Raw genomic sequence first — 12,331 nt, 5'->3', positions numbered from 1 at the left:
GCCATACTAATCACAACGGGGGCTGCGGCCCCCGTTGCCGTCTGGAGACGAAGCATGCAATTTGATGATTTTGATGACCTGCATCCTGAAACGCTGGCGGTGCGGGCTGGCACCCTGCGCAGCGAATTCGGCGAGCATTCCGATGCCCTGCATCTGACGTCGAGCTTCTGCGTTGGCAGCGCCGAAGAGGCGTCGCTGAAATTCACTAATCAGATTCCGGGTTACATCTATTCCCGCTTTACCAATCCGACCGTCACCGCATTCGAGCAGCGGCTGGCGGCGCTGGAAGGCGGCGAGGCGGCCATTGCGACCGCCAGCGGCATGGCGGCGATCCTGTCACTCGGAATGGCCCACCTGAAGGCCGGTGATCATGTGGTGGCGTCCAATGGGCTGTTTGGTGCGACGATCCAGCTGTTCAATACCTACTTCAGCAAGTTCGGTGTGGAAGTCTCTTATGCCGCACCGACCGATCCGTCCGCCTGGGCGGCGGCAGTCAAGCCCAATACCCGGCTGTTTTTCCTGGAAACCCCCAGCAACCCGTTAACCGAAGTGGCCGATATCGCTGCGATTGCAGCCATCGCGCATGCACACGGTGCGCTGCTGGCGGTGGACAACTGTTTCTGTACCCCGATTTTGCAGCAGCCGCTGAAGCTGGGCGCCGATCTGGTGGTGCATTCCGGTACCAAGTATCTGGACGGGCAGGGGCGGGTACTGGGTGGTGCCGTGGTCGGCCGCAAGGAGCTGGTTGATCCGGTGTATCTGTTCCTGCGCACCGCTGGTCCGAGCCTGTCGCCGTTCAATGCCTGGGTGATGCTCAAGGGTCTGGAGACCCTGCCGCTGCGCATGCGTGCCCATTGCGAGAATGCGCTGAAGCTCGCGCAATGGCTGGAAGCCCAGCCGCAGATCGAGCGGGTGTATTACCCCGGCCTGCCTTCGCATCCGCAGCATGAACTGGCGCAACGCCAGCAGAAGGGGGGCGGCGGCATCGTGTCGTTTGAGGTGAAGGGGGGCAAGGATGCGGCGTGGAAGCTTGTCGATGCGGTGACACTGATGAGCCGTACCGCCAATCTGGGCGATACGCGCACGACCATCACGCATCCGGCAACCACTACGCATGGCCGGGTCAGCCCTGAGGCTCGTGCTGCAGCCGGAATCCGTGACGGCCTGATCCGCATTTCGGTGGGGTTGGAGCATCCCGACGACCTGATCGCCGATCTGCAGCGCGGATTGAGTTAATGTTAAGTGGGTATATGTCTGCAGGCTAATTCAAAATTCGCTTGTGGGTATATACCCTCTATTTCTTCTTGTCGGCGAGCAACGCGGCGACTTCGTGTTTTCTGCTCGAGCCGCTGTCATCCATCATCACGAACAAGGCCTCGATTTCGAGTGTCTTCCCGAGCGGGTTAAGCACGATTTCGCCAGCGCGTGTTTGGGCTGCCAGTGCGGTACCAATGCCGGCATCGGCCAGTGTGATCAGCACGTCACGCCAGGCGTAGCTTCCGCTGAGGCTGATGCGCTCGCATTCCTCGCCTTCGCTGGAAAACAATCCCTCCAGAACGACTTCGGCGCCTGGCGCCAGTACGGCACGGGCAATGGCCTCTGGGTAGCCGTGCATCACACGCACTACGGCGCTGGCACCGAAGCGTTTCATGCGTTCGCGGTTGGGATCCTTCACGCATTCCGCGACGATCAGCCCGCGCATGCCGCCGTTGCGCAGCCGGTCGATGCAATCCAGCGTGTAGGAGTCGGAATCGGCATCCGTGCTGTTGGCGGCAACCAGAATCACGGCATGGGCCTGCCCGGCCGCTGCTGCAGTCAGGCTGGTCTGGCTGGTGCCGCAGCCGTTGACCCAGCGCACCTTGCGGTCAACCAGTTCAATGGGGAGCTGTTCGAAGCGCTGGTTCAGAACCACGATGCTGCGGTCCTGCCAGTCGCGATGCCGTTGCAATTCGTCGATGAGGCGTTCCAGATAGCGCACGGGATGATTGGCGGGAGCGCCAACAATGACGACATGATCATGCATGGTGTGATAGCTCCATTTGCCGTGCAGCCGGCGCTGGAAGTGGGCGGAAAGCAGCTGGAAGAATTCACCGACTAGATTGGCCAGGATGAAAATGGAGCCGGCGTACAGCAGCAGGATGGTGGTCCAGCGACCGGCGTCGGTTTTCGGGTAGAGGTCACCATAGCCAACCGTGAAGACGGTGGTCAGGGTCAGCCATAGCGCGTCAAACCAGCGCAGCTTTTCCAGATAGTGGATCAGCGTGACGTGCGCGAGCAGCAACACCAGTAGCCAGCTGCTCCAGAACAGCACCCGCATCGGCAGACGCTGTTGCTGCAGCTGCCGCATATAGCGCAGCAGAAACTGGGCAATGGGCATGCGATCTTCCTCCTGCGACTAAATGACATCAGACTGACATTATTGCCGAAGTTCCTCTTGCATGCAGATTTGTACTGCTGCCATGTTGTGGCGCCCGCACTAGAAGTAGAACATACCCATGGCCTTTTTGACCTGATACAGCGTCAGTACAGCCACTTCGCGGGCCCGGCTGGAGCCGGCCATCAGCAGTGACAGGATCTGGTCCGGATCTTTGGCCAGCTCGGCGCGCCGCAGTCGGATCGGCTCCAGCAGTTCCAGCAGTACCTGTTCAAGGTAGGTCTTGACGGCTGAATCAGCCAGCCCGCCACGCTGGTAGTGCTCCTTGAATTCGGCTACCTGCTCGCTATCGCTGGCAAAGGCATCGAGGAAGGTGAACACCACATTGCCCTCGATGCGGCCGGGATCACTGACTCGCAAGTGCTGCGGGTCGGTGAACATGCGCTGGACCGCGTGGCGAATTTCATCGGGCGAGGCAGACAGGGGCAGGTGATTGCCCAGTGCGCGGCTCATCTTGCTGGCGCCGTCGATGCCCGGCAGTCTGGCCACCTTGCCGACTTCTGCCTTGCACTCGCGCAGAATGTCACTGCCGACCATGCGGTTGAAACGGCGCACGATTTCATTGGTCTGCTCGATCATGGGCAGCTGATCCTCTCCCACCGGGACGAGGGTGCCTTTCAAGGCGCAGATGTCGGCGGCCTGGCTGACGGGATAGCTGAGAAAACCGGCCGCAATATCGCGCTCCATGCCTTTCTGGCGGATCTCGTTTTTCACCGTCGGGTTGCGCTCAAGCCGGGCCACCGAGACCAGATTCATGAAGTAGAACGACAATTCTGCCAGCTCGGGCACCATGGACTGGATCAGAAAAGTCGATTGCTTGGGATCCAGGCCGACGGCGAGATAATCCAGTGCCACGTCGATCACGCTCTGGCGCACGCGGCTGTAATCGCCCTGATGGTCGGACAGCGCCTGGGTATCGGCCAGCAGCAGGAACTGGCGGTACTGCCCCTGCAGACGCAGGCGGTTCTGGAGTGAGCCGGCAAGGTGGCCCAGGTGCAGCGGGCCGGTGGTACGGTCGCCTGTGACGACGATGATTTCCTGGTCAGACATGGACTTCTCCTGGTCTATGCTGCCGGATGCTGGGGGAGGGTGTGGATATAAAAAAACCTGCCGCCAGATCCGGCGGCAGGTTCGTGTATGCGGTTGATGCGCAACGCGTCCCGGTGCCGCCTAATGGCGCCACCAGTAATAATATGCGAAGGAAACGGCGTTGAACGTAGTCATGGAATTGATGATGCTCCCTGCAAATAACAGCCGTCAAGACTGAAAAGATTGGGGCTTTCCCTAGTTATGTCGCTCAGGTACGGTATTGCTGGATGATGCCGTCAAGCTGCGAGGCCAGCCCGGTCAGCCGTTGCGACAGTTCATTGGTGGAACGTGCGGCCATATTGTTCTCCTCGCTGGCCTGCGAAATGCGCTCAACGTGGCGAGCGATTTCCTGGCTGGCCTGGCTTTGCTCCTTCAGTGCGATGGCAATGCTGCTGACATGTGCGACCGTACTATTGGCCATGGCTTCGATTTCGCCCAGTGCGGAGGATACTTCCTGGGTTGTTTCCACGCCCTGATCGACGCGTCCACTGGCTTGCTGCATGCCACGCGAGGCCTCGGCGGTATCCTGTTGCACGGCCTGGATTTTCGACGTGATCTCGACAGTTGCCTGGGTGGTGCGTTCGGCCAATTTGCGCACTTCGTCGGCGACAACGGCAAACCCGCGGCCAAGTTCACCGGCGCGGGCGGCTTCGATCGCAGCATTCAGCGCCAGCAGGTTGGTTTGATCCGCGATTTCCTTGATCACCATGGCAATGCTGCCAATTTCATCGGAGCGCTGATTCAGTTTGCCGATCAGCGTGGTTGAATGACCAATCGCCTCGGCAATCTGCAGGATTTCATCGGCGGCGGCGCGAGCCCGGCTTGAACTGGCTGCCGCTGTGCCTGCAACATTGCGCGCGTCTGCTTCCAGGCTGCGGGAGTTGTCGGAAATCATGTTCACACTGACCGCCAGTTCCTCGACGGCGGCAGCGGTTGAAGAAGCTGCCTCCGCCTGCATGCCCGAGGCGCTACTCACCTGCGATGCCGCATTGGCCAGCTCCTGCGAGGCGGTGAACAGTTGGGTGGAGTTTTGCTTGGCCGCGCCGATCACCTTGCCCATGCCCGCGAGCAGATTGTTCATGCTGGCAGACGTAGCCGAGACTTCATCGTTACCGAGTATTGGCAGTCGCAGGTTGATCTGTTTGCTCTCGTCAATGCTGCGGATCATGTCCTGCATCTGCGCCAGCGGACGGCGGATGCTGTTGGTGATGTAAAAGGCGGCGGCTACCGCCAGTACGAGCGCAATGGCGCCAAGTGTGATCAGCTTGCTGCGGTTGCTGTCCGAAATCGCATCGAGCTGGTCGTCAATTTTCATCGCTGCTTCCAGGGATGCATCGGTCAGGGCAGTGATATCGTCCCCCAGTTTCCGGACGGCGGCTTTGTGTTTGTCCATTGCCGCATTGGCGTCTGCTGGTGTGGTGACTTGTCCGGCGGTGATTTCCTGGTGCACGGCATTCAGGCCCTGTGCGTATGCCGCCAGGCTTGCTTCAAGCTTTTGCACGTCAGCTTGCTGTTCGGGCCGAGCTGCCTCGGTGGCCTGTTTGAGTGCCTTGCCAGCCTTTTCCAGCGTCTCGTCCCATTTTTTCTTGTATTCGCTGACCTTCTCGGATTTGGCAATATTCAGGAACATGTCCTTTTCGTAGCGACGCAGATTGCCGACCTGATACCGGGCGTCGTCCAGCGCCAGACTGTAGCGCAAGGTGTGATGCATCATGTCCGAGCTGACTGCTTGCAGACGCTGCTGGTTGTAGAGGGCTGCCAGACAGATCAGCAGGATGAAGAGCAGCAGGATTGCGAAGCCAAGCGCAATGCGTTTGGCAATATTGATCTGGTTGAGCATGGGGCACTCCGGATTATTCAAGGCGAAGTTCCACGCAATATAGACAAGGCTCAGTTAACTTGCTGCGCAGACTGTTAGAATCCCGCCATTCGTTGCAGATCATTCAGGAGTAGTGCACATGCGCATCGGAACCCCTCTCAGTCATACCGCGACGCGGGTGATGCTGCTTGGTTGCGGCGAACTGGGCAAGGAAGTCATCATTGCCTTGCAGCGTCTGGGCGTCGAGGTCATTGGCGTGGATCGCTATGCCAATGCACCGGGAATGCAGGTCGCACACCGCAGCCACGTGATCGACATGAGCGATGCACAGGCTCTGCGCCGGCTTGTCGAGGCCGAACGTCCGCAGCTGATCGTTCCGGAAATCGAGGCAATCGCTACCGAAGCGCTGCTGCGTATCGAGGAGGATGGCCTGGCTAGCGTGATCCCAACCGCCCGGGCTACCCAGCTGACCATGAATCGTGAAGGCATCCGCCGGCTTGCCGCCGAGGAGCTGGGCTTGCCCACCTCGAGCTACCGTTTTGCCGGATCGCTGGTCGAGCTAGAAGCGGCCGTGGCCGAGATCGGCTTTCCCTGTCTGGTCAAGCCGGTTATGTCATCCTCCGGCAAGGGGCAATCACTGCTGCGGGGGGCGGAGGACGTGCTAGCTGCCTGGCAGTATGCGCTGGAAGGAAGTCGCGTGAATCATGGCAAGGTAATCGTGGAGGGGTTTGTCGACTTTGATTATGAAGTCACCCTACTGACAGTGCGTTCGCTGGGGGCTGACGGGCAGATCGCGACGTCATTCTGCGCACCGGTCGGCCATGTCCAGGTCAAGGGCGACTATGTGGAAAGCTGGCAGCCGCAGCTGATGAGCCCGCTGGCTTTGCAGCGGGCGCAGGATATTGCCGGCAAGGTTACGGCTGCATTGGGTGGACGAGGGCTCTTCGGTGTCGAGCTGTTTGTGAAGGGCGATCAGGTCTGGTTCTCAGAAGTTAGTCCGCGTCCGCACGATACCGGGCTGGTGACATTGATGAGCCAGCGCTATTCGGAATTCGAACTGCATGCACGAGCCATTCTGGGCTTGCCCGTGAATGTCGAGCAGCGTGAGCCGGCTGCCAGTGCCGTGATTTATGGCGGCGTGGATGCGACAGGCATTGCCTTCGATGGGGTTCCGGCGGCACTCGCGGTGCCAGGGGCCGACCTGCGACTGTTCGGCAAGCCCGAGGCGTTCACCCGTCGTCGCATGGGCGTTGCGCTGGCTGCGGGTCCGGATACCGACGTGGCACGTGAGCGGGCACGCCATGCAGCCAGCCTGGTGCAACCGGTGGTGGTCAGCAAGGAGGGCGCATGAGCGACCCCAAGGCTTTGAGTCCGTATGATTTGCTGGGTGGGTCGCCGGTGCTGCGCCAGCTGGTTGATCGCTTCTACGACATTATGGCCAGTGATCCGCGTGCCGCAGGAATTCATGCCATGCATGCGGCCGATACGGGGCTGATCCGCGAAAAACTGTTCGAGTTTCTATCCGGCTGGCTGGGTGGGCCTGAGCTTTTTGTGCAGAAATACGGGCATCCCCGCTTGCGTGCGCGGCATCTGCCCTTTGCCATCGGTGAAGACGAGCGCGATCAGTGGCTGATCTGCATGTATCAGGCGATGGCGGAGATCCCGATGGATGAAGGGCTGCGCAGCCATCTGGAGGAGGCGTTCTTCCGGACTGCGGACTTCATGCGCAATAAAGAATAATCGTGGTGGGTATAAGGCTGCAGCCGATGATTGATAGAGCTTGTAGCCTTATACGTGGCTATTTATGCGCCGCCGGCAAAGCCTTGCTGCCGCCAGGCCTCATACACGATGACGGCAACGGCATTCGAGAGGTTCAGGCTGCGGTTGTCCGGGCGCATCGGCAACCGGATGCGTTGTTCCGCCGGAAGGGTGGCCAGTAGTTCGTCGGAAAGCCCCCGTGTTTCCGGACCGAACACCAGCACATCGCCAGCCTGATACGCTACCGAGTCATAACGTACTGCCCCCTTGGTTGTCGCGGCAAAAAACCGGCGCCCCGGCAGTGCTGCAAGGCATTCTTCCCAGCTCTCATGCACCTGCATCTCGGCATATTCGTGATAATCCAGCCCGGCGCGGCGCATTTTGGCATCGTCCAGCGGAAAGCCCAACGGCTTGACCAGATGCAGGCGAACGCCCGTGTTGGCGCTAAGACGGATGATGTTGCCGGTATTGGGCGGGATTTCCGGCTGGTAGAGAACGACATCGAACATGGCGAAGGCTGCGATTGAGGGCGGGACAGGCCGCCGCGGGCGAGAGAAGTTGCGGATTATCCGCATCGGGGCCGCGCAGCGCAAACAGCGGTTTGTTTATTGCCGACTAGCGCTTGATCCGGAGCAGGATCGGGTTTGTCTGCATCGCCTGTTTGCACCGGCTGCTGTTAGAATCAGGCATTGTGATTTGATTAATGCTGATCGGTGCCAATGAATACCGCAACCCTCCTTATCAGCTGCCCGGACCGCAAGGGTTTGTCGGCCGCGATTGCCAATTTTCTCTACACCTACAATGCCAATATCGTGCATGTCGACCAGCACCAGGATACAACCGAAAATTTGTTCCTGATGCGCGTGGAGTGGGATCTGACCGATTTCACGCTGGATATGGAGGCGTTCACGCCCGCATTCGCTCCGATTGCCGACCGTTTCCAGATGGAGTGGAAAGTAGCCCTGTCTTCGCGCCGCCAGCGCATGGCCATTTTTGTGTCGAAATATGACCACTGCCTGGTTGACCTGCTGCATCGCTATCGCAGTGGTGAATTGCCATGCGAGATTCCGCTGATCATTTCCAATCATCCGGACTGCGAGCCGCTGGCCAGGTTCTACGGAATCCCCTTCCATGTGATTCCGGTAAGCAAGGACAACAAGGCCGAGGCCGAGGCGCAACAAAAGGCTTTGCTGGCCGAGCATGGAATTGATCTGATTGTGCTGGCCCGCTACATGCAGGTGCTCAGCCACGACTTTACTGCGGATTATCCGCAGCGCGTGATCAATATTCATCACAGTTTCCTGCCGGCGTTTGATGGCGCCAAACCCTATCACCGCGCCTTTGCTCGTGGTGTGAAGCTGATTGGTGCCACCAGTCACTATGTGACCGAAGTGCTCGACGATGGTCCGATCATCGAGCAGGACGTGATCCGTATCAGCCATCGCGAGGATGTGGATTCGCTGATTCGCAAGGGGCGCGATCTTGAACGCATCGTGTTGTCCAGGGCTGTGCGCTGGCATCTGGAAAACCGGGTGCTGGTGTATTCCAACAAGACGGTGATCTTCTCCTGAGTGGTAAAACAAATAAAAAGCCCGCGATACCGCGGGCTTTTTATCGAATGAAGGGCTAACTCAGTCTTCGCCAGGAGGCTGCACGGGTTTGTGGTGTGGCAGGCTCACCAGCACGATCAGACCATGCGGGTCGGCATCGCGCAACTCGACTGTTCCACCATGCCGCTCGGCAATCTCCCTGACAATTGCCATGCCGAGGCCGCAGCCATTGCCGGTCTGTTCGCGGCGGTAGAAGCGCTCGAACACCCGGACCTTGTCTTCATCAGGGATGCCCGGGCCATCGTCTTCGACGGAGATGCGATAGTGGGTTGCGTCTTCCAGCAGGCGTACAGTAATGCAGCCGTTGCGGGGGATGTACTTGATCGCATTGTCTACCAGATTGATAAACAGTTCGCGCAGCAGGGCGGAGTTGCCTTCGGTAACAGCTTCGCTGACGAAAATCTCACAGCCCAGATCAACGCCGGCGGCCAGTGCACGCGGAACTGATTCGGCGGTGATGTCGCGCAGCATCCGTGCCAGATCCATCTGAACCTTGGGTATGCCGGTTTGACTGCCTGGCTCCGAGCGGGCCAGAGTGAGCAGCTGGTTGACCAGGTGAATGCTGCGTGTGGCACTGGTGTGCACCATGCGCAGGCGATCGCGTAATTGCTCGGGCGAGGTTTCCCGCATGGCCAGTTCCGTCTGGGATTTCAGGCCGGCTAGCGGGGTCCGCAATTGGTGTGCGGCATCGGCAATGAAACGTCTTTGGCGGGCGATGCTGGCTTCTGTGGTGGAAAGCAGCTCGTTCAGTGAATCGGCAATCTGAATTACTTCATCCGGTGCATCAGGCATGACGATGGGCGACATGTCCTGCGGTTTGCGATTGGCCACCAGATTCCTGAGCTTCGCCAGCGGACGCAGGCCGGTACCCAGCCCCCACCACACCAGAATCGAGGTGGCCAGCATCAGTAGCGCCAGTGGCAGTGCAATCGAGAGAATGATCTGGTGGGACAGATTATTGCGGTAGTCGGCTTTCTGGGCCGTCTGGAAAATCAGCCATGGATAAGGGCCATTTGCCGGAGAAAGGCGCAGTATCGCAATACGTAGGGCGGATTCCCCAAGCTGGGCGTTATAAAGCTCAGGCTCTGCTGTCAGCTTGCTAAGTTCCGTTTTGCCTGGAAGGGGGAGCAGGGTGTTGCTGGAAACCACATTTCCGGCAGGATCGCGGATTGTGTAATGAATCGAGCCTTGCTGGGAGCTATCGAGCAATCTGGCGGCTTCAGGCGGAAGTGCCACATTGACCCCGGCGGGGGTGGTACTGATCAACAAGGAGAGGGCTCTGCCAATTTGCTGCAGGTTTCCGTCGATGATGGTGTTGGCATAGTGCAGCGCGACCCCGTAGGAGAGTGCCGCGCCGACCAGCCAGAATACCAGTTGCGGTAGCAGCAGCCACTTGAGCAGCTGCTGCTTGAGGGTGCGCTTACTGGTCTGCATCCGTTACGCCGGGTTGCTGTTTTTCCAGCAGGTAGCCCAGGCCACGGATGGTACGGATCACAACACCGCACGGTTCCAGTTTCTTGCGCAGACGGTGAACGTAAACTTCAATGGCGTTCAGGCCGACCTCGGCGTTCTCGTTGCCGAGTTCGCTGACAATCTGCTCTTTGGTTACCACGCGGTCGATGTTCGACATCAGGATTTCCAGCACCGTGAGTTCACGGGCAGAGAGATCCAGCGGTGTATCGTTACACCAGGCGCGCTGGCCGGCACGATCCAGTCGCAGATTGCCCAGTTGCTGTACCGATTGCGGCAAAATCTGGCTGCGGCGCAGCAGGGCGCGCAGGCGAGCTTCCAGTTCGGCGAATTCGAAAGGTTTCGGCAGGTAGTCGTCGGCGCCGGCATCCAGGCCGGCAACCCGATCTTCCAGACCATCAAGCGCAGTCAGCAGCAGAATGGGCATCGACGGCTTGTGCTGGCGCACGTTGCGCAATACGGTCAGGCCGTCCATATTGGGCAAGCCGATATCCAGGACGACGACGTCATAATCATTGTGCAGCAGAATCTGCATTGCCAGTGCGCCATCATTGACACAGTCAACCTGAAAATCTGCCTGAGAAAGGCTGGTTTTCAGCGCATCGGCGAGAATCAGATCATCTTCGGCAAGAAAGAGGCGTGTAGCCATGCGGGAACTCCGTGTTTGTAAGTCTAAACTTACCGCTGAGTGTAGCGTTAATTTCGTGAATCCCCAAGCTCATTTTGAGGCGCCCATGGCTTTGGCCCGCAAAAGTGTCTGTTCTGTAAGATTTTTTTGCGCAGATGCGTTCTTGCCGTCTGTCAGCCAGCCTGAAAGCTCGCGTTCGGCGAGCATGCCCAGGGCATGAATCCACTCCGGCGCATCGTTCAGGCAGGGAATGAAGTGGTACTCGCTGCCGCCGGCTGCAAGAAAATCCGCTTTGCCTTCCAGGGCGATTTCTTCCAGCGTCTCCAGGCAGTCTGAGACAAAGCCGGGGCAGATAACGTCAAGTCGGCCGATCTTTTTCTTCGCCAGTTCACTGATGACAGTGCTGGTGTAGGGTTTGAGCCATTCCGCCTTGCCGAAGCGGGACTGGAATGCAACCGACCAGCTGCCTTCAGCAAGCCCGAGCTCAGTCGCCAGCAGGCGGGCGGTTTTCAGGCACAGGCAATGATAGGGGTCACCCTTGTCAAGGGTATAGCGTGGTACACCATGGAAACTCATCAGCAGGTGGTTGCCGCGGCCGTGAGTCATCCAGTCTCGCTGCACAGACTGCGCCAGTGCCTTGATATAACCGGGGTCATCATGAAAGCCACGCAGTGTCCGAAGCGCAGGTTGGTTGCGCAACGTAGCGAGAACCCGGGCTGCTTCATCTATGACGGTGGCTGTGGTGCTGGCGGAGTATTGTGGATAGAGCGGCAGAATCAGGATGCGCTCGCATCCGGATTGACGAAGTTGGTGGATGCCAGTTTCGATCGATGGGCTTCCATAGCGCATGGCATGGGCGATTCGGATGCTGTCGCCATGGCGTTCGCCCAGCCAGCCTTTGAGCAATTTGCCCTGCTTTTCGGTCCAGATGGCAAGTGGCGAGCCGTCCTTGCTCCAGATGCTGGCATATTTGTGCGCTGTCTTGCCTGGTCGAAATGGCAGAATGAAACCATGCAGAATCGGTAACCACAGTGCGCGCGGAAGTTCTACCACCCGTGGGTCGGAGAGGAACTCCCTCAGCCAAGGGCGTATGGCACTGGAGGTTGGCGCTGCGGGCGTACCAAGGTTGACCACCAGTACCCCTGTGCGGGTAGGCTGACCATGGGAGAATTCCGGTTCAGGTGCAAATCGTGACACGTCGGGCGACCTCGCGGGGCAGGGAGGGCGATGATAACAAACCATGAGCGCTTGCCCAAGGCAGCCAGTCTCCTGGTGTCGATAGCGTTCTCCGACGAATGGTTGATCAAGACGACGATCTGGATTTCCGTTGGGTATATCAGAATGAGTGTTGTTAATAAAGTCCAATCCGGTAATACCGTAATGGGTATCTTGATCGAGCGCGTATGCTTTGCTTGTCGTTGCTCTGATTCTTACAAGTTATGTCTGCCGAGTGTCGGTGTGCTGTTTGTTTTTGCAGGGTGTGGCGATATCTTTACTCTGAGTGCGCTGCTGAAAACGCTGCG

The 12,331-nt window shown here is 58.8% G+C and carries 11 protein-coding genes; 4 read left to right on the top strand and 7 right to left on the bottom strand.

What is annotated here, in order from left to right:
* The first annotated feature begins 54 nt into the window (after positions 1-54).
* Entirely contained in the window at positions 55-1,236 is a 1,182-nt protein-coding gene (locus INR99_RS09675; protein WP_194116148.1) for an O-succinylhomoserine sulfhydrylase, read from the top strand.
* 58 nt (positions 1,237-1,294) lie between these two features.
* Here INR99_RS09675 and INR99_RS09670 read toward each other — a convergent pair whose 3' ends face one another.
* The 3 genes from INR99_RS09670 to INR99_RS09660 all read right to left on the bottom strand — a co-directional run bounded on the left by INR99_RS09670 (position 1,295) and on the right by INR99_RS09660 (position 5,363).
* On the bottom strand, positions 1,295-2,377 hold the full coding sequence (locus INR99_RS09670; RefSeq protein ID WP_194116147.1) for a potassium channel family protein: 1,083 nt from the start codon (positions 2,375-2,377) through the stop codon (positions 1,295-1,297).
* Between the two features lie 99 nt (positions 2,378-2,476).
* Entirely contained in the window at positions 2,477-3,484 is a 1,008-nt protein-coding gene (gene trpS, locus INR99_RS09665; RefSeq protein WP_194116146.1) for a tryptophan--tRNA ligase, read from the bottom strand.
* Positions 3,485-3,731: 247 nt separating this feature from the next.
* A complete protein-coding gene (locus INR99_RS09660) occupies positions 3,732-5,363 on the bottom strand; it encodes a methyl-accepting chemotaxis protein (protein ID WP_194116145.1) in 1,632 nt (543 codons plus the stop codon).
* Between the two features lie 118 nt (positions 5,364-5,481).
* Between INR99_RS09660 and purT the strand changes: the two genes are divergently transcribed.
* Positions 5,482-6,693, top strand: coding sequence for a formate-dependent phosphoribosylglycinamide formyltransferase (purT, locus tag INR99_RS09655; RefSeq protein WP_194116144.1), 1,212 nt, complete (start codon positions 5,482-5,484; stop codon positions 6,691-6,693).
* Positions 6,690-7,082: a group II truncated hemoglobin gene (locus INR99_RS09650; protein WP_194116143.1), complete on the top strand. Its 393-nt coding sequence runs from the start codon at positions 6,690-6,692 to the stop codon at positions 7,080-7,082. The genes purT and INR99_RS09650 overlap by 4 nt, the downstream gene beginning before the upstream one ends.
* 62 nt (positions 7,083-7,144) lie before the next feature.
* On the opposite strand, the gene trmL is transcribed toward INR99_RS09650, so the two are convergent.
* On the bottom strand, positions 7,145-7,609 hold the full coding sequence (gene trmL, locus INR99_RS09645) for a tRNA (uridine(34)/cytosine(34)/5-carboxymethylaminomethyluridine(34)-2'-O)-methyltransferase TrmL (RefSeq protein WP_194116142.1): 465 nt from the start codon (positions 7,607-7,609) through the stop codon (positions 7,145-7,147).
* A gap of 210 nt (positions 7,610-7,819) precedes the next feature.
* Between trmL and purU the strand changes: the two genes are divergently transcribed.
* Positions 7,820-8,671, top strand: a complete 852-nt coding sequence (gene purU / locus INR99_RS09640; protein ID WP_194116141.1) for a formyltetrahydrofolate deformylase — start codon at positions 7,820-7,822, stop codon at positions 8,669-8,671.
* Positions 8,672-8,731: 60 nt separating this feature from the next.
* Here the strand turns inward: purU and INR99_RS09635 are convergent, their stop codons facing one another.
* The 3 genes from INR99_RS09635 to hemH form a co-directional block, all read right to left on the bottom strand.
* Entirely contained in the window at positions 8,732-10,144 is a 1,413-nt protein-coding gene (locus tag INR99_RS09635) for a sensor histidine kinase (protein ID WP_194116140.1), read from the bottom strand.
* Positions 10,131-10,829, bottom strand: coding sequence for a response regulator transcription factor (locus INR99_RS09630; RefSeq protein ID WP_194116139.1), 699 nt, complete (start codon positions 10,827-10,829; stop codon positions 10,131-10,133). Before INR99_RS09630 ends, INR99_RS09635 begins: the two co-directional genes overlap by 14 nt.
* 69 nt (positions 10,830-10,898) lie before the next feature.
* Positions 10,899-12,005, bottom strand: coding sequence for a ferrochelatase (hemH, locus tag INR99_RS09625; protein ID WP_194116378.1), 1,107 nt, complete (start codon positions 12,003-12,005; stop codon positions 10,899-10,901).
* Positions 12,006-12,331: the final 326 nt, after the last annotated feature.

The organism is Chitinilyticum piscinae (assembly GCF_015223195.1).
GTDB lineage: Bacteria > Pseudomonadota > Gammaproteobacteria > Burkholderiales > Chitinibacteraceae > Chitinilyticum > Chitinilyticum piscinae.
This window is presented reverse-complemented; position numbering and strand designations above follow the sequence as displayed.

Bases quoted from the DNA above. Each gene is read 5' to 3' on its own strand.
- INR99_RS09650 (WP_194116143.1), top strand. From the start codon at position 6,690: ATGAGCGACCCCAAGGCTTTGAGTCCGTATGATTTGCTGGGTGGGTCG.
- INR99_RS09670 (WP_194116147.1), bottom strand. From the start codon at position 2,377: ATGCCCATTGCCCAGTTTCTGCTGCGCTATATGCGGCAGCTGCAGCAA.
- purT (WP_194116144.1), top strand. From the start codon at position 5,482: ATGCGCATCGGAACCCCTCTCAGTCATACCGCGACGCGGGTGATGCTG.
- trpS (WP_194116146.1), bottom strand. From the start codon at position 3,484: ATGTCTGACCAGGAAATCATCGTCGTCACAGGCGACCGTACCACCGGC.
- INR99_RS09660 (WP_194116145.1), bottom strand. From the start codon at position 5,363: ATGCTCAACCAGATCAATATTGCCAAACGCATTGCGCTTGGCTTCGCA.
- INR99_RS09630 (WP_194116139.1), bottom strand. From the start codon at position 10,829: ATGGCTACACGCCTCTTTCTTGCCGAAGATGATCTGATTCTCGCCGAT.
- INR99_RS09675 (WP_194116148.1), top strand. From the start codon at position 55: ATGCAATTTGATGATTTTGATGACCTGCATCCTGAAACGCTGGCGGTG.
- purU (WP_194116141.1), top strand. From the start codon at position 7,820: ATGAATACCGCAACCCTCCTTATCAGCTGCCCGGACCGCAAGGGTTTG.
- INR99_RS09635 (WP_194116140.1), bottom strand. From the start codon at position 10,144: ATGCAGACCAGTAAGCGCACCCTCAAGCAGCAGCTGCTCAAGTGGCTG.
- trmL (WP_194116142.1), bottom strand. From the start codon at position 7,609: ATGTTCGATGTCGTTCTCTACCAGCCGGAAATCCCGCCCAATACCGGC.